Here is a 21,903-nt window from a genome sequence, read left to right on the forward strand (position 1 = left end):
CCGCCAAGCCTGCCAGACGGCGGTGATCGGCCCCGCGGGGGATACCGCCCGGGTCACCGGGGGTGTCAAGATCAGCCGCCGTCCGCCGCGCCTGCCCGGGAAGCCCGATGACCGATCCCCGTTCCGCACCCGACCCCCACCCTTCCCACGAGGCCCTGGGGCCGGTTCCCGACTGGCTGCGCCAACCCACCCCGGGGGTTGGGCCGGGCCGGGCCGACCGGTGGCGGATCGGCCTGAGCCGGCACTCCGCGAAGCTGCTCGGCGGCGCGGCCGCGCTGCTCCTGCTGGTCTGCGCGGGCTCGGTCGCGGCGGCCGGCTACCAGGGACTCCAGCGTTGGCGCGAGGTCCCGGTGGCGTACCCCACGGTCAGCCCGCCGAGCGGCGAGCAGGCGGTCAGCTCGGCGTCGCCCCCGCCGGCCGCCGGGCCGTTCGACGGCACCCCCGCCGTCGACTTCGCCGAGGGCGCGGCCGGCATCGCCCTGCCCCGCGCCCGACGAACCGGCGCGTTCACCGAGAAGCAGGTGACCGACGCGCTGGCCAAGGTCCGCAAGGCGCTGGTCACCGGCCGGCTGGACCGCGCGTTCCTCACCGCGAAGGATCCGGAGCGGCTGGTGCGACAGTTCGCCCCGGACGACCGCGCCACCGTGCGGGCGGACTTCGCCAGCGGCGGCGCCGCCAACTACGCCACCCGGTTCGGGCCGAGCACCCGGTTGACGGCCGACCAACCCCGGGTGCGGGGGCGGATCTCGTACCGCGCCACGCGGGACTCCGACGGCATCCGGGTGCTGGAGGTCACCACCAACTTCGTCTGGGTCTACGCCGTCCAGAGCGTGCGCACCCTGGCGGACCCCGAGGTCATCCTGGTGCACGACACCGTGGTCTGGCAGGTGCCTCACCCGGGCGACGTCATCGCCGCCTCCCGTGGCCTGTGGATGCAGGACGCGGAGTCCTACGCGACGAACGTGGAGTGCGCCAGCCTGAACAAGGGCCTGCTCGAGCTGGAGATCACGCCGAGCTACGGCGGCTCCGGCGACGGGGAGCACCCGGACGCCGCGTACGACCTGGACCGCTCGCTCAAGGTCGCGGAACAGTGCTGAGCCGACCGGGCTCCGAGCGCGACGGCCACCCCGACTGGCTGGACCGGTTGGAGCGGGAGATCCGGCCGAGTCTCCTCGTACGCCTGCGGATCTGGTGCCGGCGGCGCGCCCGCCGGCTCGCGGCGGCGCTCGGCGTGGTGCTGCTGCTCGCCGCGACCGCCGGCGCCGCCGGTTACGGCTACCGACAGCTCCGACGTCCGGCGTCCACGCCGCCGCCTGCGGCCACCGGGGCTGCGGCCACGGCGGGACCGACGACGCCACCGGACGTCTTCGCCGACACCCCGGCGGCGCACTGGCCGGCGGGGGCGGCGGGGATCGTGCTGCCCCCGGCCCGCCCGACCGGCGGCCTCACCGCCGCCGAGGTGGCCGCCGGGCTCGACCGGGTCCGCGCCGCGATGCTGACCGCCCGCCTGGACCGCGCGTTCATGACCGGCGACAACCCGACCCCGCTGCTGCGCCACTTCGCCCCGGCCGCCCGCGAGTCGGTGCGCAAGGACTGGTCGACCGAGACGATCGGCACGTACGCGACCCGGCTGGCCCCGGACGCCCGGCTCACCCCGGACCAGCCGCGGACCAGCGGCCGGCTCACCTACCGGGTGGTCCGCCAGGCGGACGGGGTACGGATGCTGGAGGTGACCAGCAACGTCGTCTGGGTCTACGGGTTCCGTGACCCCGCCTCCCGGTCCGGCCACTCGGTGGTCCTGCTGCACGACGAGATCGTCTGGCGGCTGCCACGCGACGGCGACGTGGTGCGGGCCGACCGGGGGCTCTGGCTGCACCGGATGTCGAGCTACGGGTGGGGCGTGGACTGCGACGCCGTCAAGCTCGGGTTGATCCGCCCCGGTAGCGCGGACATGGACGGCACCCCGTTCCCCGGGGACCCGGACACGCTCTACGACCCGGAGCACCCGATCGAGCTGCCGGTCTCCTGCTGACCAGCGGTCAGCGGACCGCGCCGACCACCGCCCAGGCGCCCGAGCGCATCCGCAGCAGCAGCGCGACCAGCCGCAGCACCACGAACAGCGTCAGCCCGGCCCAGATCCCGCCCAGCCCCAGGTCGAGACCGTAGGCGAGCCAGATCGCCGGCAGGAACCCGCCCAGCGCGGCCACGATGGTGAGGTTGCGCAGGTAGCGCACGTCGCCGGCGCCGATCAACACCCCGTCGAGGGCGAACACCACGCCGCCGATGGGCTGGAGCGCGACGAACCAGGGCCAGGCCACCATGGCCTGCTCGCGTACCTGGGGATCGGAGCTGAACCACGACGGCACCAGGCCGGCGCCGGCGGCGATCAGGACCGCGAAGGCCACGCCGCACAGCCCGCCGAGCAGGGCGACGCGGCGGGCGAGGAAGCGGGCGCCGGCCGCGTCGCCGGCGCCGAGCGCGGCGCCGACCAGCGCCTGCGCGGCGATCGCCAGCGCGTCCAGCACCAGCGCGGTGAAGAACCAGAGTTGTACGGCGATCTGGTGCGCGCCGACCGCGGCGGCGCCGAAGCGGGCCGCGACCGCGGTCGCGGACAGGAAGCTGGCCTGGAACGCGACGCCCCGCACCAGCAGGTCCCGGCTGAGCACGAGCTGCTGCCCGATCACCCGGGGCCGGGGGCGCAGCGAGACCCGCTCCCGCACCAGCGCCGCCGCGAACAGCACCCCGGAGAGCGTCTGCGCGATCGCGTTCGCCACCGCCGAGCCGACCAGGCCGAGCCCGGCCGGATAGACGAGCAGCGGGCAGAGCAGCGCGGAGAGCAGGTTCGGGCCGAGCACGAACAGCAGCGGACGGCGGGTGTCCTGGATGCCGCGCAGCCAGCCGTTGCCGGCGGCGGCGAGCAGCAGGCCGGGCGCGCCGAGCGCCGCGATCCGCAGCCATCCGGCGGCGGCGTCGGCCACCTCGCCGGGGCCGCCGACGAGGGTACGCGCCAGCGCGCCGCCGCCGACGCCGATGGCGACCGCCACCAGCACTCCGGTGGCGAGCGCGAGCCAGGACGCCTGGACCCCCTCGGCCACCGCGGCGGCCCGGTCCCCCGCCCCGAAGCGGCGGGCCGAGCGACCCGTGGTGCCGTACGCGACGACCGTGCCGATCCAGGCGGTCAGGGTCATCACGGTGCCGCCCACGGCGAGCGCGGCGAGCGGCACCCGGCCCAGGTGACCCACCACGGCGGTGTCGACCAGGACGTAGAGCGGCTCGGCGGCCAGCACCACCAGGGCGGGCAGCGCGAGGGCGGCGATCCGCCGGGGCGAGGCGGCGGTGGCGAGGGCGGCGGTGGTGCTCATCGCCGCCGATCCTGGCACGCCTTCGGTAAGGTGTGCAAGGCAGGCGATCACTTACGCGAGGCGGTCCAGGAAGCGCGCGACGTCGCGCGGCCCGCGCAGCCGGTGCACCGGGATCGCGGGCGCGTACGCGGCGACGGCCGCCAGCAGGCGGGGACGGGAGCGGCGGGGAAAGCGCCAGACGTGGCGCAGGAGGTCGAGGTCGATCCGCTCCGGGCAGCCGTCGGGAAGGTCGGCGCGGGGGTCGGAGACCGCGCGGCCGGTCCAGCGGCGGCGCAGCACCCGGGTCAGGCAGAGGATGCGGGAGGGGTCGCAGAGCACCAGGGCGTCGGCGCGGGGCAGCCGGAGGTCGAGGGTGCCCGCGTAGTTGCCGTCCATCACCCAGGCGGGGCAGGCGGCCAGCGACGCCACCTCGGCACGGAAGTCGGCCGCTGCCGGCGCGGTCCAGCCGGGCCGCCAGTAGTGCCGGTCGAGGTGGATCAGGGGCAGGTCGAGACGCCGGGCCAACTCACCGGCGAGCGTGCTCTTGCCGGCGCCGGAACTGCCGACGACGAGGATGCGGCGCACCGGGAGACGGTAGCGCCGCCGTGCGGCATTCGGTGACCGGTGCGGCGTCGTCGCGGCCCGCGGCCTCCGGTCGCGTACGGCGGTGACGTCGGCCTCGGCCCGGGCGAACGGTGCGGGTGCCCGGCCCGGCCGACGTCACCGCCGGACGACCTGCGTCACTGACGGGTGTCCATCGAGGTCTGCAGCGCGCGGCGCATCTGCTCGCGCGCCTCGTCGGTGGTGGTCTCGGTCTGCGGCTTGCGCTTGCTCGGCATGGAATCGAGTCCTTCCAGGGTGCGGACCACCGAGGCGCGGCGGCCCTACGGGCGTCCGGCGCTCCGACCGGACGCGACGACCGTCGCGCCGCGACCGGGAGTCGTCGGCCTGCTGAGCGCCGGCAGCGGTCCGGGATCACCGGAGCGGCTCGCCTGGCAGCGTGAGCCCGGGTCGGTCTGACCCTGGAGGGAGGCGATGCCGGGTGTGGCACCACCGCCCGTGACCAGCGCCGCGAAGCGCCGGCCCTCACCCAAATTAACGTTCACTTTCCAGATGTTGCCCACTGTTCCCGCAATGCGGACACCCGTCAGCGGGCCAGGAAGTGCCAGCCGAGCCACCACCAGAAGCCGAACAGGCCGATCCGGCCGACCGGGACCGGGCCCACCTCGTACCGCATGACGAAGGCGCACACGTCGGCCAGCGACGGGATCCGGGAACCCTCCCGACGGGCCGCCCACTCGACGGCCGCGAACAGCAGCAGCGCGGCCAGGAACCCGCCGATCGCCAGAGCGCGCATCATCGGCGGACCAGTCCCCAGAACGCGGCCAGCCAGGCGAACCAGGCGGCCGAGCGGGCCAGGTGATCCTCCAGCAGCGGATCGGCCAGGCGGGAGAACGTCGGGAAGTCGTCGCCCACGGACAGCACGAACGTCGCCCCCTCGAAGACCCCGAAGACGGTGACCGGCAGCAGCCACCACAGCGCGCCGGACGGCAACCGACGTGGGGCCGGACGCCTCGGCACCCGGTTGTTCAGCCCGACCCAGATCAACCCCCCGCCCGTACCGAGGATGTAGAGGTTCGCCGCGGTCGAGAACGACGGCAGTTGACCACCGACCAGGGAGAGGCAGATCAGCACCGGTACGGAGACGACCGGCCGGTCCCAGACCCGGGGCGCATCGACGGTGAGCTCGCGGGGATGATCCATCACCCGATTGTCCCCAGCGTGACGTAACGCGGGAAGACCGGCACGCCTCGTGATTCCGTCGAATACGACGAAGGCCGGCACCCCGGTTTCGGGGTGCCGGCCTTCGGTGTCACTTGGTCCAGTGCTGGTTCACGATGTCGGTGGCCTGCTTCTCCCACTGCGCGTAGGCGTCCGGGTACGCGCTGACCTGGACGGTCTGGGCGGCGTCGGTCAGGGGCATCTTGTCCCAGCCGTCGACCTGCTTCAGGCCCTTGAGGAAGGCCAGGGTGGAGTACTCGGGGTCGGTGATCTGCTCCGGCGTGCCCCAACCGGAGGAGGGGCGCTGCTGGAACAGGCCCAGCGAGTCGTGGTCGTTGCGGTCGCCGAGGTGGCCGAGGTTTTCCAGCTTCGACTCCTGCAGGGCGGTGGCGATCGAGATGACCGCGGCCCGCTCCGGCAGACCGGCCTTCTTCGTCGCGGCGATGATCGCCTTGGCGTTGGCGGTCTGCTCGTCGTTCAGGGTGATGCGCGACTGCTCACCCTGCACGGACGCGACCGCGACGGGCTTGGCGGCGGCGTGGGCCGGGGTGTCGGCGTGGGCGGCGACCGGACCGGCGAACACGCCACCGGTGAAGGCCAGACCAGCGATACCGAGAATGCTCTTGCGCAGGATCGTGTTCATGAGGGGGCTCCATTCGGGGGTCAACACACCCGGGGGGGGTGGGCACCGTCAGGCGCGCGAAAAGTCTTGAAGGGGGATCCGGCACGCTCGTGGAGCCGGGGGGCCAGCTCACGGGGCCGGGGATGTCCGGCTGGCTCGCGGGGCGGGGGGCCTGCACGCGGCGCCGGGATGATGTGTAACGACCGGCGGCCTGCCGTCATTCCCCGGGGACGGGGGTGGCGGCTCAGGGGTTCGCTGCCTGCTCGGTCGTTCACCCGTCTACAACGCCGCCGACCCGCCGCCAATTCCGCGCCCGGGGTGCCGCCCACCACCGCTGAACCGGACAAGCCACCCCAGTCCACGCACCCGGGCGGGTGGAGACCGCGCGCATCCCGACCCCGCAGACACCCATGACGTTCCACCCACCGGCCGCCAACCCCGCGAGTGGAACACCATGGGTGCCTCCCGGCCGCGGAGACACCCACCACGTTCCACCCAGCGCCCGCCAACCCCGTCAGTGGAACGCCATGGGTGCCTCCCGACCTGGCAGACACCCCTCACCTACCACCGGCGCCGGGACATCTCCGGAACACGGACGCACTGCCTGTGCGCTCCCTTCCCTCCCCACCGCTCGCCCGCTCGCCCGCCCGCTCGCCCGCTCGCCCGGTCGCCCGCTCGCCCGCTCGCCCGCTCGCCCGCTCGCCGAGATCTTGGAAGCAAACGGCCCCCAGAGGGACCCCGAACTTCCAAGATCTCCCCAAGAAGCGGACAGCCGACGCAATCCGCGCTTACGCCCGACTGAAAGCCACGACGTCGGGGAGCTGGCGGGGTCGGGGCCGAGCCCGCGACGGGGGCCGATCAACCCGACGCCAGGACCGGGAGCGGCAGGTGGCGGCGGCATCCGGCGGGCGGAGACGCCGCCACGAAACACACGCCAGGACCGGGAGCGGCAAGTGGCGGCGGCATCCGGCGGGCGGAGACGCCGCCACGACAAACACGGCAGGACCGGGCGACGGTGTCGGAGAAGCAGGCGGGAGGCGGGCCGGTCAGGAGTGCGGGGTGAGCACCTCGGCGCCGAGCGCGGCGCGGATGTTCCCGACCACCTCGTCGAGCGGGCCCCGGCCGGTGAAGCCGGCCGCGAACCGGTGCCCGCCGCCGCCGAGCGCCACCGCCACCCGGCTCACGTCCACCGCGCCCTTGCTGCGCAGCGAGACCGCCCACTCGGCGTCGCCGGACTGCTTGACCACGCAGCTCACGTCCGCCTCGGCGGTGCAGCGCACCGAGTCGATCAGCGCCTCCAGCACGTACGCCGGCTGGTCGTGGCGGGCCAGGTCGTCGTGGGTCGCGTACGTCCAGACCAGGCCGTGCCCGGCGGCGGCGGCGGGTTCCAGCGTGGCCCGGCCGAGCACCTCGCCGAAGAGCCGCACGGCGCCGAACGGGCGGGTGTCGAAGATCCGCCGGGAGATGTCGCCGGGGCGGATGCCGGTGGCGAGCAGGCGGGCGGCCATCTCGTGCACCGCCGGGGTGGTCGCCTCGAAGCGGAACGAGCCGGTGTCGGTGGTCAGCGCCACGTAGAGCCCGGTCGCCATCTCCGCGTCCAGCGGGACGCCGAGCCGGTCCAGCAGGCCCAGCGCGACCACGGAGGTGGCCGCGGCGTGCGGGTCGACCAGGTTGATCCGGCCGAAGCCGGTGTTCGAGGCGTGGTGGTCGAGCACCAGCGACGTGCCCGCCCGGCCCAGCCGGTCGACCAGGTCGCCCAGCCGGGAGTCGCCGGCCGCGTCGAAACAGATCACCAGGTCCGGATCCGGGTACGCGTCGTCCTGCGGCACCAGCAGCTCGACGCCGGGCAGCCAGCGGAACGGCTCGGGGACGCCGGGTGGGCCGGGGAAGGTCGCCTGGAGATGGCGTACGCCGAGCCGGCGCAGCCCCAGCCCGAAGCCGAGCATGCTGCCGAGCGCGTCCCCGTCCGGGTTGACGTGGCAGATCAGGAGCACCCGCGCGTCGGCGGGGAGCCCGCGTACCGCCTCGACGGCGGCCGCCCACTCGGCGTCGGTGGGACCAGGGCCGGCCCCGGTCACCGGCGGTCGCCGCCGCGCGGTTCGTCGTCCCCGGTCGGCTCGTCCCCGGCCGCGGCGTTCCCGGCCGGCGAGTCCTCGTCCTCGTCCTCGACCCGGTACGGCTGGGCCTCGCCCGCGTAGGAGGACGTGGCGGCCAGCCGCTGCACCTCGGCGTCGGCGTTGCGCGCGGCCGCGAGCAGGTCGTCGATGTGCTTGACCTGGTCCTGCACGTCGTCGAGGACGAAGGTCAGCGTCGGCGAGTGCCGCAGCCCGAGGGCCTTGCCGACGGTGCTGCGCAGCATGCCCTTGGCGCTCTCCAGCGCGGCGGCGGTGCTCGCCTGGGCCGCCGCGTCGCCGAGCACGGTGTAGAAGACGGTGGCGTCGCGCAGGTCGGCGGTGATCCGGGCGTCGGTGATCGTGATCATGCCGAGCCGGGGGTCCTTGATCTGGCTCCGCACCAGCGACGCGACCAGTTCACGGATGCGCTCCGCGTGCCGGCGTACCTTGGCCGGATCCGACATGTCCCCACCTCCACGATCACGGTTCACCGGCCCCGACCCCGTGCCCGGCGCGTCGGGCGCCGTGCCGTGATCGGGAGCCGTCGGCCGGAGACGGACGACGCCGGGCGCCGCCGGGTCCGACCGCCCAACGTCGAAGAACATTACCCGCGTCCGGTCGGGCGTCGCGCGGCACGGCCGGGCTGCCGCGCGACGCGCCGACGGCGTCAGTCGTCCGCGCCGTGCAGGCGGCGGCGTACCGACAGCAGTTCGGTCTCCGGACGGGCGGCGACCAGCCGCTCGCAGGAGTCGAGCACCTCGCGGACGTGGGCCGGCTCGGCGGCCACCACGGCCACCCCGATCTCGGCCCGGCCGTGCAGGTCGAGCGCGCCCACCTCGGCGGCGGAGACCTCGAACTTGCGCAGCGCGGCGACGATCGGCCGGACGTAGGACCGCTTGGCCTTCAGGGAGCGGGAGTCGCCCGGGAGCAACAGGTCGAACAGCGCGGTTCCGGTATACACGGCGAGCAACGGTACGCGGGCGGGCACCGCCCGGCACGCGATTAAGGGGCGACCGCCACCAGCACGTCCCGCTCGATCGCCTGGTCGACCCGGTGGGCGAGGTCCCGCCAGCCGGGCCCGTCGACCACCCGCAGACCGGCGTCGGTCAGCACCGCCTCCGCCGCCGCGCGCGGCGCCACGTGGGTGTTCCAGGACAACCCCACCGCGCCGCCCGGCCGCAGCAGCTCCCGCCACACCGGTACGGCGGCGCTGAGCAGTTCCAGCGGGCTGCGGGACAACCCCTGCCCGGTGCGGCTGCCGTGGGCCACCCCGTACGGCGCGTCGGTAACGATCACGTCGGCGCAGCGGGGCCGCAGCACCTCGCGGGACCGGGTGGTGTCGGTGTTCAGCACGACGACCCGCTGGGTGACGCCGGCCCGGTGCGCGTCCCGGGACGGGGAGAGCACCGCCTCGAAGCGGCGGGCGACCAGCTTGCGGTCCCGGCGCACCGACGTGGTCTCCGCCGTGTGCTTGAGCCGCTTGCGGCGCAACCAGGTACGCAGGAACGCCGTGTACGCCTCCACGTCCTGGAGGTCGCGTTCGACCCCGATGCCGTCGTGGCCGTACATGAGCGCCTGGTTGAGCGTGGTGCCCCGGCCGCAGAGCGGGTCCAGCACCACCAGCCCGCCGTCGAGCATCCGGGGCGCGGCGGCCGAGGCGAGCAGCGTGACGTTGAGCAGCAGCCGGGTGAACTGCTCGTTGGTCTTGCCGGCGTACTTCTGGATGGTGATCAGGTCGGAGTCGTAGTGCGCCAGCGGGTGCAGCGGCACCGGCCGGAGCAGGTCGTCGCCGACCCGCTCGAAGAGCGCGTACGCCGCCGACAGGTTCGCCAGGTGGGCCAGGTCGCGGGTGCCGAGCCCGGGCTCGGGGGCGGTGAAGGTCAGGTACTCCACCCCGCCGATCCGCTCCGCCGCGACGTCGGCGGGGGCCACGTCGAGCATCCCGGAGCCGGCGAAGATCTCCAATTCGGCGCGGGTCAGCCGGCCGGCGGCGTCGGCGTAGACGCGGTTGGCGGACGGGGCGAGCAGCAGCGCGTACCTGGGCACGCCGGAGATTGTTCCAGCCTGCGGAAACGGCGACGGCCGGGGCCCTGGGGCCCCGGCCGTCGTCATGTCACACCGCTCAGGCGCGCGGCTTCTCCCGCATCTCGAAGGTCTCGATGATGTCGCCGACCTGGACGTTGTTGTAACCGCCCAGCGTCAGACCACACTCGAAGCCTTCGCGGACCTCGGTCGCGTCGTCCTTGAACCGCTTCAAGGAGCTGATCGTGAGGTTGTCCGCCACGACCGCCCCGTCCCGCAGCAGCCGCGCCTTGGCGTTGCGGCGGATGAGACCGGACCGGACGATACAGCCGGAGATGTTGCCGATCTTGGACGAGCGGAAGACGTCGCGGATCTCCGCGGTGCCCAGCTCGACCTCCTCGTACTCCGGCTTGAGCAGACCCTTGAGCGCGGCGTCGATCTCCTCGATGGCCTGGTAGATGACCGTGTAGTACCGGATCTCCACGCCCTCGCGGTCGGCGATCTCGCGGACCTTGTTGGCGGCCCGCACGTTGAAGCCGATGATCGTGACCGCCTCGTTCGAGGCGCTCGCGAGCATGACGTCGCTCTCGGTGATCGCGCCCACGCCCCGGTGGATGATCCGGAGCTGGACCTCCTCGGGGATGTCGAGGTTGAACAGCGCGTCCTCGAGCGCCTCCACGGAACCGGAGCCGTCGCCCTTGAGCACCAGGTTGAGCGAGGTCTTCTCGCCCTCCTTGAGCTGCTCCATGAGCGTCTCGAGAGTGGCCCGGCCACGGGAGTTGGCGAACGACGCCGCCCGCCGCCGCGCCTGCCGCTGCTCGGCGATCTGCCGAACGGTCCGGTCGTCCTCGGCGGCCAGGAAGGTGTCACCCGCACCCGGCACCGTGGTCAGACCGAGCACCATGACCGGACGCGCCGGCCCGGCCTCGTCGACCGGCTTGCCGTTCTCGTCCAGCATGGCCCGGACCCGGCCGTGCGCCCCACCGGCGACGATGGAGTCGCCGGCACGCAGGGTGCCCTTCTGCACGAGCACGGTCGCCACCGCGCCCCGGCCCTTGTCCAGGTGCGCCTCGATGGCCACACCCTGCGCCGGCCCGTCGATCGGAGCGGTCAGCTCCAGTGACGCGTCGGCGGTCAGCAGGACGGCCTCGAGCAGCTCCTCGATGCCGATACCGGGCTTCGCGGCCACGTTGACGAACATCGTGTCGCCGCCGTACTCCTCGGCGACCAGGCCGTACTCGGTCAGCTGCTGGCGGACCTTGTCCGGGTTCGCCTCGGGCTTGTCGACCTTGTTGACCGCGACCACGATCGGCACGTCCGCCGCCTTGGCGTGGTTGAGCGCCTCGATGGTCTGCGGCATCACGCCGTCGTCCGCCGCGACCACGAGGATCACGATGTCGGTGACCTGCGCACCACGGGCACGCATGGCGGTGAACGCCTCGTGACCCGGGGTGTCGATGAAGGTCACCGCGCGGTCCTCGCCCTCGTGCGGGACGTGCACCTGGTAGGCGCCGATGTGCTGGGTGATGCCACCCGCCTCGCCGGCCACCACGTTCGCCTTGCGGATCGCGTCGAGCAGCTTGGTCTTACCGTGGTCGACGTGACCCATGACGGTCACCACCGGCGCACGGCTGACCAGGCGGTCCGCCGCGACCTCGGCGTCGAGGTCGATGTTGAACTGCGCGAGCAGCTCGCGGTCCTCGTCCTCCGGGCTGACGATCTGCACGTCGAAGCCGAGGTGCTCACCCAGCAGCAGCAGGGTCTCGTCGGAACACGACTGCGTCGCGGTCACCATCTCGCCCAGGTTGAACATCTCCTGGACCAGCGAACCCGGGTTGGCGTTGATCTTGTCGGCGAAGTCCGACAGCGAGGCGCCACGGGACAGCCGGACGACCTGACCCTGGCCACGGGGAGCACCCGAGGACATGGTCGGGGCCGACAGGTTGTCGAACTCCTGTCTGCGCTGCTTCTTGGACTTGCGACCACGGGTCGGCCGACCACCCGGACGCCCGAAGGCACCCGCGGCGCCGCCGCCACGGCCACGACCGCCGCCACCCGGACGGCCACCGCCGCCGGCCGGCGGACGGAAACCGCCACCGGGTGCGCCGCCACCGCCACCGGGGCCACCGCGGTAGCCACCGCCACCGCCGCCGCCACCGGGACCGCCGCGGTAGCCACCGCCACCGCCGCCGCCACCGGGACCGCCACGACCGCCACCGCCGCCGCCACCGGGACGACCCGCGCCGCCACCGGGACCGCCACGACCGCCACCGGGGCCGCCGGGGCGACCCGTGGTCGGGCGCTGGCTCGGCATGGACGCCGGGCTGGGCCGCGGCGGCATGGACGCCGGGCTCGGCCGCGGCGGCATCCCGGCCGGGCTGGGACGGGGACCGCCCGCACCCGCGGCCGGCGGCCGCTGCTGCTGGCCACCCTGGATGCCGAACGGGTTGTTACCGGCGCCCCGCGCCGGCGGACGACCACCGGGCCGGGCACCCGGACCCTGGCCCGGGCCACCGGGCCGACCGGCGGCCGGGGAACCCGGACGCGGCGGCATGGCGTTCGGGCCGGGACGCGGACCGGGGCGGGGACCGCCCTCGGCCGGAGGCTCCCGGCGAACGGTCTCACGCTGCTGCTGGCGGGCGGCCTGCGCGGCCTTGACCGCGGCCTCCTGCTCAGCCTTCAGCGCGGCGGCACGCGCCTCGGCGGCCGCCACTTCGATGTCGTGCGCGCTCGCCGGCTTGGCGACCGGGGTCGCCGGCTGCGGCGGGCCGGGGACCGGGCCCTTGGGCTTCGGTCCTGGAGCCGGCGCGGCCGGACGCCGGGGCGGCGTCGGCCGGGCCGAGACCCGGGGAGCGCCCGGGGTCGGGGTGGGCGTCGGGGTCGGTGCCGGTCCGCTGGGCGCGGCCGCCGGCGGGGCGGCGGGCGCCGAGGAACCGGCTACGAACGCGCTCCGCAGCCGTCGGGCGACAGGCGCCTCGACGGTGCTGGACGCGGACTTCACGAACTCGCCCATCTCCTTGAGTTTGGCGAGAACGGTCTTGCTTTCGACCCCGAGCTCCTTGGCAAGCTCGTGTACGCGGGCCTTTCCTGCCACTGCACTCCTCACTCCGAGGTCGTGCGGGCAGCACCCGCAGCGACCTCACTCGTGCACTTGAAGCCTGGTCATTTCAGGGACTTCATCGTGTGCTCATGTCGGTCGTCCTACCTTGCTAGCGACCCTCGACCGGACGGGCTTGACCGGTCGTCGGGGGTTGCGCGTCGACGTGCTCCGCGAGCGCACCGTGGTCGGGGACCCCGGTGACGCGCAGCGCCCGCCCGAAGGCGCGGCGCCGCACCGCTTGCGCGAAGCAGGCCGGATTGGGGTGCATGTTCGCTCCCCGACCCGGCAGTCTGCGGGCCGGATCGGGCCGAAGACTGGTCTGACCAGCCTTGTCACCGACCGCGACGACCCGCAGCAACTCGCTGGCCGGCGCTCGTTTCCGGCAGCCCACACAGGTGCGCTCCGGCAGCGCGCGTCGTGCCACTGAGCAAGTCTACCCCTAGCTGCTCGAGATCGCGCCGCCCGGCTCCGGGACGTGATCAGCTCCGCCCCGCGCGGACGGGCCGGCGGTCTCCGCGTCGGAGCGGATGTCGATCCGCCAACCGGTCAGGCGGGCCGCGAGGCGGGCGTTCTGCCCTTCCCGGCCGATCGCGAGCGAGAGCTGGAAGTCCGGGACGGTGACCCGGGCGGTACGGCTGGCCAGGTCGACCACCTCGACCCGCAGGGCCTTGGCCGGCGAGAGCGCGTTGCCGACGAAGGTGGCCGGGTCGTCCGACCAGTCGATGATGTCGATCTTCTCGCCGTGCAGCTCGCTCATCACCGCGCGGACCCGCTGGCCCATCGGGCCGATGCAGGCGCCCTTGGCGTTGACGCCGGAAGCGGTCGACCGGACGGCGATCTTCGTGCGGTGACCTGCCTCACGGGCGATCGCGCCGATCTCCACCGTGCCGTCGGCGATCTCCGGCACCTCCAGCGCGAACAGCTTCTTCACCAGCGCCGGGTGCGAACGGGACAGCGTGATCTGCGGCCCGCGCATTCCCTTGGCGACGTGCACCACGACGCAGCGGATCCGCTCGCCGTGCTCGTACCGCTCGCCGGGGACCTGCTCGGACTGGGGCAGGACGCCCTCCAACTTGCCCAGGTCGACGCTGACGATGCCCTTCTCCCGGCGGGTCTCGTGCGCCTGCACCACGCCGGTGACCAGGTCACCGTCGCGGCCGACGTACTCGCCGAAGTGCACCTCGTCGGTGGCCTCCCGCAGCCGCTGGAGGATCACCTGCTTCGCGGTCATGGCGGCGATCCGACCGAAGTCGTGCGGGGTGTCGTCCCACTCCCGGGTCACCGTGCCGTCGGCGTCCAGCTCCTGCGCGTAGACCGAGGCGGCCCCGCTCTTGCGGTCGATCTCCACCCGGGCGTGCGCCTCGGCGCCGTCGGTGTGCCGGTAGGCGGTCAGCAGCGCGGTCTCGATCGCCGCGAGGATCGTGTCGAACGGGATCTCCCGCTCGCGCTCCAGGGCGCGCAGCGCCGCGAGGTCGATGTTCACCTCTCCTCGTCCTCCAGATCTTCGTCGTCGTCGTCGATGTCGGTGTCGTCACCGAGGTCCTCGTCGTCCAGGCGGGAGAACTCCACCTGGACCCGGCCGGGGCCCAGTTCGGCGTACGCGTGCGTGACGGGCCCGGCGTCGCTCTCCAGCTCCACCCGCTCGTCGTCGGCGGCCGTCACCCGGCCGGTGAGCTGCCGGTCGCCGGCCCCGCCGCGCACGGTGACCTTGACCAGCCGGCCGACGTTGCGTCGCCAGTGCCGGGGCAGGGTGAGCGGACGGTCCACACCGGGGGAGCTGACCTCCAGCTGGTACTCGCCGGCGACGATGTCGCCGCCGGCCTCCTCGGCCGCGTCCAGCGCCGCGGAGACCGCCCGGGACACGTCCGCGACGGCGTCCAGGTTGATCCCGCCGTCGGCGTCCACGATCACCCGGACCACGTGCCGCCGGCCGGCCCGGGAGACGGAGAGGTCCTCCAGGTCGTAGCCGGCAGCGGTGACCACCGGCTCGATCACCTCGCGCAGCCGGGTCCGGCGCGCGGCGAGGTCGCCGCGGGGTGCGCCGCCCCGGTCCGCGCCGCGGGGGCCGTCGGACCGGCGAGGCCGTCCGCTGGGCCCCGTCGGCCGGGTGGCACGGCCACGCTGCGTCATTCCGCGTACCTCTCTGCTGTTGCCACGGCCCACCGGGCCGTGTTGGTCCCGCGCCGGCGCGGGCGGTCGTCCCGCCATGCCGGTACGCCACCGGGGCGTCCGCGCCCGGTGGCTGCGCAGAGCGTAACGCTTGGGCGCGGCGGCGGCCCGGGCGGCGCACCGACGACCCTGCCCCACGGGGCGGCGGAGATGGTGTTGACTTGTGCGGTGGGGACCGGCAGAACACCATCCGACCAGGTCAGAGCGGGGCATTCCCGGCGTCGCCTGCTGCGCGCGGGCGCGCTCGTGGCGCTGGGTGGCGCGACCGCGCCGCTGACTGGTTGTGATCTTTTCGACCGTGACGACGAGCCGTCGCCGCCGGACGCGTTGGAGCCGTTGGCGGCCGAGGCGCTCGCCCTGGAGGCCCGCTACCGGGCGGCGGCGACCGCCGCGCCGGCGCTCGCCGCGCGGCTGACCCCGATCGCCGACGCGCACCGGGCGCACGCCGACGAACTGCGCCGGGTGATCGGTCGGCCGGCGCCCTCCGGCACGCCGGCGGCCGACCCGTCGGGCGCGCCGGTCACCGAGCCGGACGGGGTGCTGACCGACCTGCGCCGGGCCGAGCAGCAGGGCCGGACCAACGCCGCGAAGGCGTGCGCCGCCGCGCCGGCCGAGCGGGCCGCGCTGCTCGGCTCGATCGCCGCCGCCCGGGCCACCCACGTGGAGGCCCTGAAGTGAGCGAACGCACCGAGCGCAGCGAGGGCCGTGAGCGCACGCCCGGCTTGCACAGCGTGAGCGAACGCACCGAGCGCAGCGAGGGCCGTGAGCGCACGCCCGGCTTGCACAGCGTGAGCGAACGCACCGAGCGCAGCGAGGGCCGCCAGGCCCTGCCCGGCCGGTACGCCCCGAGCCCGACCAGCGGCCCGACCCAGGCCCTCGCCGACGCGCTCGCCGCCGAGTACGCGGCGATCTGGGCGTACGGGGTGATCGGCGTGCACCTCACCGACGCGGCCCGCACGGCCGCCCGCGCCGCCGAGGCGGCCCACCGGTCCCGGCGCGACGCGTTGCTCCTCCAACTCGCCGAGGGCTCCGGCCAGGTGCCCGCCGACCGGGCCGGCTACGCGCTGCCCTTCCCGGTGACCGACCGGGCCGGCGCGCTGCGGCTGGCGGTGGAGATCGAGGAGCGGACCGCCGGGCACTGGCGGGCCGCGCTGCCGCACACCACCGGCCCCGACCGCAACACCGCACTTGCCGCGCTCACCGACTGCGCGTTGCGGGCCACCCGCTGGCGGCGTACGGCGGGGGTGACTCCGGTCACCGTCGCCTTCCCGGGCCGCACGGCCTGAGCGCGGGCCCGGTCACCCGCTGGAGCCCCGCGGTTGCGGGCCGCATACCAGGTATGCATACTCCACGCCATGTCCATCCGTCACGGCCTGCTCGCCCTGCTCGAACGCGGCCAGATGTACGGCTACCAGCTGCGTGCCGCGTTCGAGGAGTCGACCGGGTCGACCTGGCCGCTGAACATCGGGCAGGTCTACACCACGCTCGCGCGGCTGGAACGCGACGGACTGGTCCGCCCACTGCCGGAGAACGAGGGCGGGCAGCGGCCGTACGAGATCACCGACGCCGGGCGCGCGGACCTGGCGCTCTGGTTCGCCACGCCGATCAGCCGCGCGGACCGGCCCCGGGACGAGCTGTCGATCAAGCTGGCGTTGGCGCTGACCACCCCCGGCGTGGACGTCCGCGCGGTGGTGCAGACCCAGCGCAGCGCCACCATGCGTGCCCTGCAGGAGTTCACCCGGTTGAAGTACGCCAGCGACAAGCCGGAGGATCTGCCCTGGCGGTTGGTGCTGGACGCGATGATCTTCCAGGCCGAGGCCGAGGTGCGCTGGCTCGACCACTGCGAGACCAGCCTGGTCCGGCACCGCCCGGCGCCGGCCCGACCGGCGGACCACCCCGAGGCGGTGGACCGGGCCGGCGACGAAGCCCGCCGGTGAGGCGGCACGGGAGGCGCGGATGAACCCGACCGACGGGGTGCTGGAGCTGCGTGCGGTGCACCGCACGCACGGTGGCGGCGAGGCCGCCGTGCACGCGCTGCGCGGCGTCAGCCTCACCGTGGCCGCCGGCGAGATGGTGGCCGTGATGGGCCCCTCCGGCTCCGGCAAGTCCACCCTGCTGGCGCTGGCCGGCGGCCTGGACCGGCCCACGGCCGGTGAGGTGCTGGTCGAGGGCGAGGCGCTCGGCGGGCTCGCCGCCCGCGAGCTGGCCCGCCTGCGCCGGCGCCGGATCGGGTACGTCTTCCAGGACCTGAACCTGCTCGGCAGCCTGACCGCGGTGGAGAACGTGGCCCTCCCCCTGGAGTTGGACGGCACCGGGGTGCGGGCGGCCCGCCGGCTCGCCCTGGCCGCGCTGCGCGAGGTGGACGTCGCCGGCCTGGCCGACCGCTTCCCGGACCAGATGTCCGGCGGCCAGCAGCAGCGGGTGGCGATCGCCCGGGCGCTGGTCGGCGAGCGCCGGCTGGTGCTGGCCGACGAACCGACCGGGGCGCTGGACTCCCAGGCCGGCGAGGCGGTGCTGCACCTCCTGCGCCGCCGGGTGGACGCCGGCGCGGCCGGCGTGCTGGTCACACACGAGGCCCGCCACGCCGGCTGGGCCGACCGGGTGGTGTTCCTGCGCGACGGGGTGCTGGTCGACTCGACCGCCCCGCTGGTCGGGGTCGAGCACCTGCTCAGCGGCAGCAGCCGGTGAACCGCGGGCGGTTCGCCGCCGCGCTCCGGTCGTGGCGGCCCGCGCTGCGGATCGCCCGGCGCGAGGCGCTGCGGTCCCGGCGGCGCACGCTGCTGGTGCTGGCGATGATCGCGCTGCCGGTCCTCGGCCTCAGCTTCACCGCCGCCAGCTACGACATGTCGGACCTGACCCGGGCGGAACGGCTCGACCGCCGGCTCGGCGGCGCCGACGCCGAGCTGCGCTGGACCGACCTGTCCCCGGTCACGCAGGACGCCTGGGGCGAGTCGGCCTGGTCGGTCGGGGACGACCCGGTCCCCCGGACCCGCCCGGTCACCGCCGACGAGTTGCGGGCGCTCCTGCCCGCCGGCAGCCGGGTCACCCGGGTCCGCTGGTGGCTGTCGTTCGAGACCCGGATCGGGCGCAAGGTCAGGTCGATGGACGCCCGGGCCGTCGACCTGACCGATCCGCTCGCCCGGCCGCTGGCCCGGGTACGCGAGGGCCGCCCCCCGACGCGCCCGGACGAGATCGCGGTCAACGCGGCCGCGCTGCGCCGGCTGGACACCCGCGTCGGCGCGCCGGTGCGCACGACCGACGGCACCACCTACCGGGTGGTCGGCGTGGTCGAGTTCCCCGACAACCTGCGCGAGATGGTCACGCTGGCCGACCTCGCCCCGGACAGTCCACCGGCCGAGTCGAGCTGGCTGGTGGACCTGCCCGGCTCGGTGGACCCCGCGCTCGTCGACCGGCTGAACGCGCAGGGCGTCCAGGTGACCACCCGTACCAGGTTGCCGGGGCGGCAGGAACTGGCCCGCGGTCCGTCCATCCCCGACGTCGAGCAGACCGGCAGCGTGGCGCTGGTCGGCGGGCTGGGCCTGCTGGAGGTGGTGCTGCTCGTCGGACCGGCCTTCGCGGTCGGCGTCCGCCGCCGGCGACGGGACCTCGCGCTGGTCGCGGTGGCCGGTGGCGACGCCGCGCACCTGCGCCGGATCGTGCTCGCCGACGGGGTGGTGCTCGGCGCCGGCGGGGCCGCCCTCGGCCTGCTGCTCGGCGTCGGGACGGCGATCGCCGCGCGACCGCTGGTCGAGCAGTACCTGCTCCAGGAGCGGATGGCCGCGTACCGGGTCTTCCCGACCGCGCTGGCCGCGATCGCCGCGGTGGCGGTGCTGGCCGGGGTGCTCGCGGCGCTCGCGCCGGCCTGGGCCGCGTCCCGGCAGGACGTGGTGTCCGGCCTGGCCGGGCGGCGCGAACCACCCCGGCCGGGCCGCCGGTGGTTGCTGCTCGGGCTCCTGCTGACCGCCGCCGGCACCGCGCTGGCCGCGTACGCCGCCTCCCGGACCTCGCCCACCGGGGTGCTGGCCGGCGTGGCCCTCGGCGAGCTGGGGCTGGTCTTCTGCACGCCCATGCTGGTCGGGTTGCTCGCCCGGGCCGGGCGACTGCTGCCGCTGACGCCCCGGCTCGCGCTGCGCGACGCCAGCCGCAACCGGTCGTCGGCCGCGCCGGCCATCTCGGCCGTGATGGCGGCGGTCGCCGGCAGCGTGGCGCTCGGCGTCTACCTGGCCAGCGACGACGCCCGCAGCCAGGCGCTCTGGCAGCCCGGCCTGCCACCGGGCAACATGATCCTCATGCCCGCCGGCGGGCCGGCGACCGGTTCGCCGCCGGCGGCCGGCGCGGTCGCCGAGCGGGTGCGGACGGTGCTGCCGGGCGCCACCGTCAGCACGGTGGCCGGTGCGGTGTGCGCCCGCCCCGCCGGCCCGGACGACTACTGCATGGCCGTCGCCGTGCGTCCGCCGGCGGAACGGTGCCCGTACGGGCCGTACGAGGAGGGTCCCGCCTCGACCCGGCACGACCCCCGCTGCGTCCAGCCGTTCCGGGAGCCGGACGACGTCTCGCTGCCGACGCTGGTGGACGACGGCGGCGCGCTGGCCGCGCTCACCGGCGCCCCGGCCGACGAGCTGGCCGCCGCGCGCCGCGCCCTGGCCGCCGGTGGCGTCGTGGTCACCGACCCCCGGCACCTGGTGGACGGGCAGGTGCGACTGGAGGTCAACCGCACCTCGGACAGCCGGACGACGGTCCGGCACCTGCCCGGGTACGTCCTGCGCGGCGGCCTCCCGGTCGACCGGCTGGTGCTCTCCCCCGCCGCCGCGACCACGCTCGGCCTGGCCGCCGAGCCGCTGGGCTACCTGGTGGACACCACCGGCCCGCCCACCGAGCGGCAGCGTGAGCGGCTGACCGAGGAACTGGCCGCGGTCGTCGAGCTGTCCGCCCAGATGGCGACCGCACAACCGCCGTCGAACCAGCGGCCGTTGCTGCTCCTGCTGGCCGCCGCGTCGGGGGTGATCACGCTCGGCGCCGCCGCGGTCGCCACCGGCCTGGCCGCCGCCGAGGGCCGCCGGGACCTGTCCACGCTCGCCGCGGTCGGCGCCGACCCCCGGGTACGCCGGGTGCTGTCGCTCTGGCAGGCCGGGGTGATCGCGGGCATCGGCTCGGCGCTGGGCATCGTGGCGGGGCTCGGCTCGGCCGCCGTCATCCTGGCCGCGCTCAACCAGCGGTACGCGCAGTCCTGGCCGGTGCAGCCGCCGTACCCGCTGACCGTGCCCGGCCAGACCATGACGGTGCTGGTGGTGGTGCCGCTGGTGGCGATGCTGGGCGCGGCGCTGCTCACCCGCTCCCGCCTGCCGGTCGAACGTCGCCTCGACTGACCGGGGTCCGCAGGGGGGTGACGGGGCGCGGCGGGGGCGGCAGACTGGACGGGTGACCGCTCTGGGATCCCTCACCCGCCGCCTCGGTCACCAGCAGTGGTTCGCCACCACCATGCGTCTGCTCGTCCCCGCCGACCGGCTCGTCGGCCGGCTGACGAAGGGTCGCGTGGTCGCCTTCGGGCTGGTGCCCACACTGGTGCTCACCTCCACCGGCCGCCGCTCCGGCAAGCCCCGCAGCAACCCCCTGGTCTACGTCCCCGACGGCGACGCCTACGTGGTGATCGGCTCGAACTGGGGGCAACGCCACCAGCCGTCCTGGACGTTCAACCTGATGGCCCACCCGGGCGCCGAGGTGGACGTCAAGGGCCGCCGGATCCCGGTCACCGCCGAGCAGGTCACCGGCGAGGAACGGGAACGGCTGTTCCAGCGGCTGGTGCAGGAGTGGCCCGCGTACCGCACGTACGTCGAGCGGGCCGGTGGCCGCGAGATCAAGGTCTTCCGCCTGGCCCCAACCGCCAACCGGTCCTAGGGGTCCGGCGGACGGCACGGGTCTGAGCCTCCTCGCGGTGCCCCCTTGCCACCGGGGTCGCGGCGAGGTGGGTGCGCGGGCCGACCTGACTGGGGTGGCTGGAGGCCGCCGCGTTGTTCGCCGGATGGAGGTGGACGTTGACCGCCGAACGGAGTCTGGACGACCCGCGGTGGCGGGTGGCCGAGCGGGTAGGGGACGCCGTCCTCCGCCGCTTCCCGGCCGACGTGCTCGCGGTCGCGGTGCACGGCCCGCTCGCGCACGGCGACGACGACGGCGGCGGGGACAGCGAGGTGGGGCTGCTCGTCGCCACCTACCGACCGGGTGCCGGGCCGAGGCCGTCCACCCGCCGCGTCGACGGGGTGCTGGTCGACCTGACCGTGGCCGGGGCGGACGACTACCTGCGGCGGGCGACCACGATCACGGCGGGCTGGCCGCTGGCGGCTGACCGGTACGTCACCACCCGCGCCCTGCACGATCCGACCGGCTGGCTGCCGAAGCTGCGCGACGAGCACCTCGCCCGGCTGGCCCGGGCCCGACCGGCCGAGTTCACCACCGCCGCGCGGCAGGCCTGGTACCGGGGCAGCGCGGCGCACGCCCGCGCGCTGCGGCTGGCCGAGTGGTACGAGACCGACCAGGCGCTGCTCGTGCTCGGTGAGGCCCGGCTGGCCGCCGCGACCGTGCAGGGGCTGTTCAGTCGCACCTACTTCCGCGATCCGGGGGACGCGGTGCGGCGGACCGGGCTGGCCGGGGCGGACATGACCGAGGTGGGCGCGGTGTTGACCCGGCAGGCCGAGGAACTGGCCGCCCGGGGCCGGCCGGTCGACGGCACCGTCGACGACCTGCTGGACGGCTGAGCGC

General features: G+C 75.0%; 21 protein-coding genes and 1 pseudogene. 9 read left to right on the plus strand and 13 right to left on the minus strand.

Annotated elements, in window-relative coordinates; all coding sequences use genetic code 11:
* Positions 1 to 107 precede the first annotated feature (107 nt).
* The gene (locus COO58_RS18435; protein WP_098745908.1) at positions 108 to 1,097 is read left to right on the plus strand and encodes a hypothetical protein; all 990 of its coding nucleotides are present in this window, start codon (positions 108 to 110) and stop codon (positions 1,095 to 1,097) included.
* Positions 1,091 to 2,032, plus strand: a complete 942-nt coding sequence (locus tag COO58_RS18440) for a hypothetical protein (protein ID WP_098745910.1) — start codon at positions 1,091 to 1,093, stop codon at positions 2,030 to 2,032. Before COO58_RS18435 ends, COO58_RS18440 begins: the two co-directional genes overlap by 7 nt.
* Positions 2,033 to 2,039: 7 nt before the next feature.
* On the opposite strand, the gene COO58_RS18445 is transcribed toward COO58_RS18440, so the two are convergent.
* From COO58_RS18445 to rimP, 13 genes and pseudogenes are all read right to left on the minus strand, one after another.
* A complete protein-coding gene (locus tag COO58_RS18445; RefSeq protein ID WP_098745911.1) occupies positions 2,040 to 3,362 on the minus strand; it encodes an MATE family efflux transporter in 1,323 nt (440 codons plus the stop codon).
* A 51-nt stretch (positions 3,363 to 3,413) separates the two neighbouring features.
* Positions 3,414 to 3,926, minus strand: coding sequence for an adenylate kinase (locus COO58_RS18450; protein WP_098745913.1), 513 nt, complete (start codon positions 3,924 to 3,926; stop codon positions 3,414 to 3,416).
* 562 nt (positions 3,927 to 4,488) lie between these two features.
* Positions 4,489 to 4,698 carry a DUF6186 family protein gene (locus COO58_RS18455; protein WP_172968016.1) on the minus strand — a complete coding sequence of 70 codons (210 nt, stop codon included), beginning with the start codon at positions 4,696 to 4,698 and terminating at the stop codon, positions 4,489 to 4,491.
* Positions 4,698 to 5,105: a hypothetical protein gene (locus tag COO58_RS18460; RefSeq protein ID WP_091579953.1), complete on the minus strand. Its 408-nt coding sequence runs from the start codon at positions 5,103 to 5,105 to the stop codon at positions 4,698 to 4,700. The genes COO58_RS18455 and COO58_RS18460 overlap by 1 nt, the downstream gene beginning before the upstream one ends.
* Positions 5,106 to 5,214: 109 nt before the next feature.
* Positions 5,215 to 5,766 carry a hypothetical protein gene (locus COO58_RS18465; protein WP_098745915.1) on the minus strand — a complete coding sequence of 184 codons (552 nt, stop codon included), beginning with the start codon at positions 5,764 to 5,766 and terminating at the stop codon, positions 5,215 to 5,217.
* A gap of 1,025 nt (positions 5,767 to 6,791) precedes the next feature.
* Entirely contained in the window at positions 6,792 to 7,823 is a 1,032-nt protein-coding gene (locus COO58_RS18470) for a bifunctional oligoribonuclease/PAP phosphatase NrnA (protein ID WP_091579962.1), read from the minus strand.
* A complete protein-coding gene (gene rbfA, locus COO58_RS18475; RefSeq protein ID WP_091579967.1) occupies positions 7,820 to 8,323 on the minus strand; it encodes a 30S ribosome-binding factor RbfA in 504 nt (167 codons plus the stop codon). The genes COO58_RS18470 and rbfA overlap by 4 nt, the downstream gene beginning before the upstream one ends.
* A gap of 203 nt (positions 8,324 to 8,526) precedes the next feature.
* Complete coding sequence (locus tag COO58_RS18480) at positions 8,527 to 8,820, minus strand: DUF503 domain-containing protein (RefSeq protein WP_013284668.1); 294 nt, start codon at positions 8,818 to 8,820, stop codon at positions 8,527 to 8,529.
* Positions 8,821 to 8,861: 41 nt separating this feature from the next.
* Positions 8,862 to 9,905 (minus strand): TRM11 family methyltransferase, encoded by a 1,044-nt coding sequence (locus COO58_RS18485; RefSeq protein WP_098745916.1) that lies wholly within the window; start codon positions 9,903 to 9,905, stop codon positions 8,862 to 8,864.
* 76 nt (positions 9,906 to 9,981) lie between these two features.
* Entirely contained in the window at positions 9,982 to 12,975 is a 2,994-nt protein-coding gene (gene infB / locus COO58_RS18490) for a translation initiation factor IF-2 (RefSeq protein WP_098745918.1), read from the minus strand.
* A gap of 93 nt (positions 12,976 to 13,068) precedes the next feature.
* A pseudogene (locus COO58_RS18495) lies at positions 13,069 to 13,405 on the minus strand (YlxR family protein).
* Positions 13,406 to 13,420: 15 nt separating this feature from the next.
* A complete protein-coding gene (nusA, locus tag COO58_RS18500; protein WP_091579980.1) occupies positions 13,421 to 14,464 on the minus strand; it encodes a transcription termination factor NusA in 1,044 nt (347 codons plus the stop codon).
* Positions 14,461 to 15,111 (minus strand): ribosome maturation factor RimP, encoded by a 651-nt coding sequence (rimP, locus tag COO58_RS18505; RefSeq protein ID WP_091579984.1) that lies wholly within the window; start codon positions 15,109 to 15,111, stop codon positions 14,461 to 14,463. The genes nusA and rimP overlap by 4 nt, the downstream gene beginning before the upstream one ends.
* A gap of 264 nt (positions 15,112 to 15,375) precedes the next feature.
* Here rimP and COO58_RS18510 point away from each other — a divergent pair, with 264 nt between their 5' ends.
* From COO58_RS18510 to COO58_RS18540, 7 genes are all read left to right on the plus strand, one after another.
* Positions 15,376 to 15,828, plus strand: a complete 453-nt coding sequence (locus tag COO58_RS18510; RefSeq protein WP_176558895.1) for a hypothetical protein — start codon at positions 15,376 to 15,378, stop codon at positions 15,826 to 15,828.
* A gap of 149 nt (positions 15,829 to 15,977) precedes the next feature.
* A complete protein-coding gene (locus tag COO58_RS18515) occupies positions 15,978 to 16,436 on the plus strand; it encodes a ferritin-like domain-containing protein (protein WP_091584005.1) in 459 nt (152 codons plus the stop codon).
* A gap of 69 nt (positions 16,437 to 16,505) precedes the next feature.
* A complete protein-coding gene (locus tag COO58_RS18520) occupies positions 16,506 to 17,087 on the plus strand; it encodes a PadR family transcriptional regulator (protein WP_091579992.1) in 582 nt (193 codons plus the stop codon).
* 19 nt (positions 17,088 to 17,106) lie between these two features.
* Positions 17,107 to 17,838 (plus strand): ABC transporter ATP-binding protein, encoded by a 732-nt coding sequence (locus COO58_RS18525; RefSeq protein WP_091579995.1) that lies wholly within the window; start codon positions 17,107 to 17,109, stop codon positions 17,836 to 17,838.
* The gene (locus COO58_RS18530; RefSeq protein WP_098745920.1) at positions 17,835 to 20,516 is read left to right on the plus strand and encodes an ABC transporter permease; all 2,682 of its coding nucleotides are present in this window, start codon (positions 17,835 to 17,837) and stop codon (positions 20,514 to 20,516) included. Before COO58_RS18525 ends, COO58_RS18530 begins: the two co-directional genes overlap by 4 nt.
* Before the next feature lie 52 nt (positions 20,517 to 20,568).
* Positions 20,569 to 21,045: a nitroreductase family deazaflavin-dependent oxidoreductase gene (locus COO58_RS18535; RefSeq protein WP_091580004.1), complete on the plus strand. Its 477-nt coding sequence runs from the start codon at positions 20,569 to 20,571 to the stop codon at positions 21,043 to 21,045.
* 137 nt (positions 21,046 to 21,182) lie between these two features.
* Positions 21,183 to 21,899 (plus strand): hypothetical protein, encoded by a 717-nt coding sequence (locus COO58_RS18540; RefSeq protein ID WP_091580008.1) that lies wholly within the window; start codon positions 21,183 to 21,185, stop codon positions 21,897 to 21,899.
* The last annotated feature ends 4 nt before the right edge of the window (positions 21,900 to 21,903 follow it).

The organism is Micromonospora sp. WMMA1996 (assembly GCF_002573675.1).
GTDB lineage: Bacteria > Actinomycetota > Actinomycetes > Mycobacteriales > Micromonosporaceae > Micromonospora > Micromonospora sediminicola.

Excerpts from the sequence above, each read along its gene's own strand:
- COO58_RS18455 (WP_172968016.1), bottom strand. The coding sequence starts at position 4,698 with ATGCGCGCTCTGGCGATCGGCGGGTTCCTGGCCGCGCTGCTGCTGTTC.
- rimP (WP_091579984.1), bottom strand. The coding sequence starts at position 15,111 with ATGACGCAGCGTGGCCGTGCCACCCGGCCGACGGGGCCCAGCGGACGG.
- COO58_RS18465 (WP_098745915.1), bottom strand. The coding sequence starts at position 5,766 with ATGAACACGATCCTGCGCAAGAGCATTCTCGGTATCGCTGGTCTGGCC.
- COO58_RS18435 (WP_098745908.1), top strand. The coding sequence starts at position 108 with ATGACCGATCCCCGTTCCGCACCCGACCCCCACCCTTCCCACGAGGCC.
- COO58_RS18520 (WP_091579992.1), top strand. The coding sequence starts at position 16,506 with ATGTCCATCCGTCACGGCCTGCTCGCCCTGCTCGAACGCGGCCAGATG.
- COO58_RS18525 (WP_091579995.1), top strand. The coding sequence starts at position 17,107 with ATGAACCCGACCGACGGGGTGCTGGAGCTGCGTGCGGTGCACCGCACG.
- COO58_RS18460 (WP_091579953.1), bottom strand. The coding sequence starts at position 5,105 with ATGGATCATCCCCGCGAGCTCACCGTCGATGCGCCCCGGGTCTGGGAC.
- COO58_RS18445 (WP_098745911.1), bottom strand. The coding sequence starts at position 3,362 with ATGAGCACCACCGCCGCCCTCGCCACCGCCGCCTCGCCCCGGCGGATC.
- rbfA (WP_091579967.1), bottom strand. The coding sequence starts at position 8,323 with ATGTCGGATCCGGCCAAGGTACGCCGGCACGCGGAGCGCATCCGTGAA.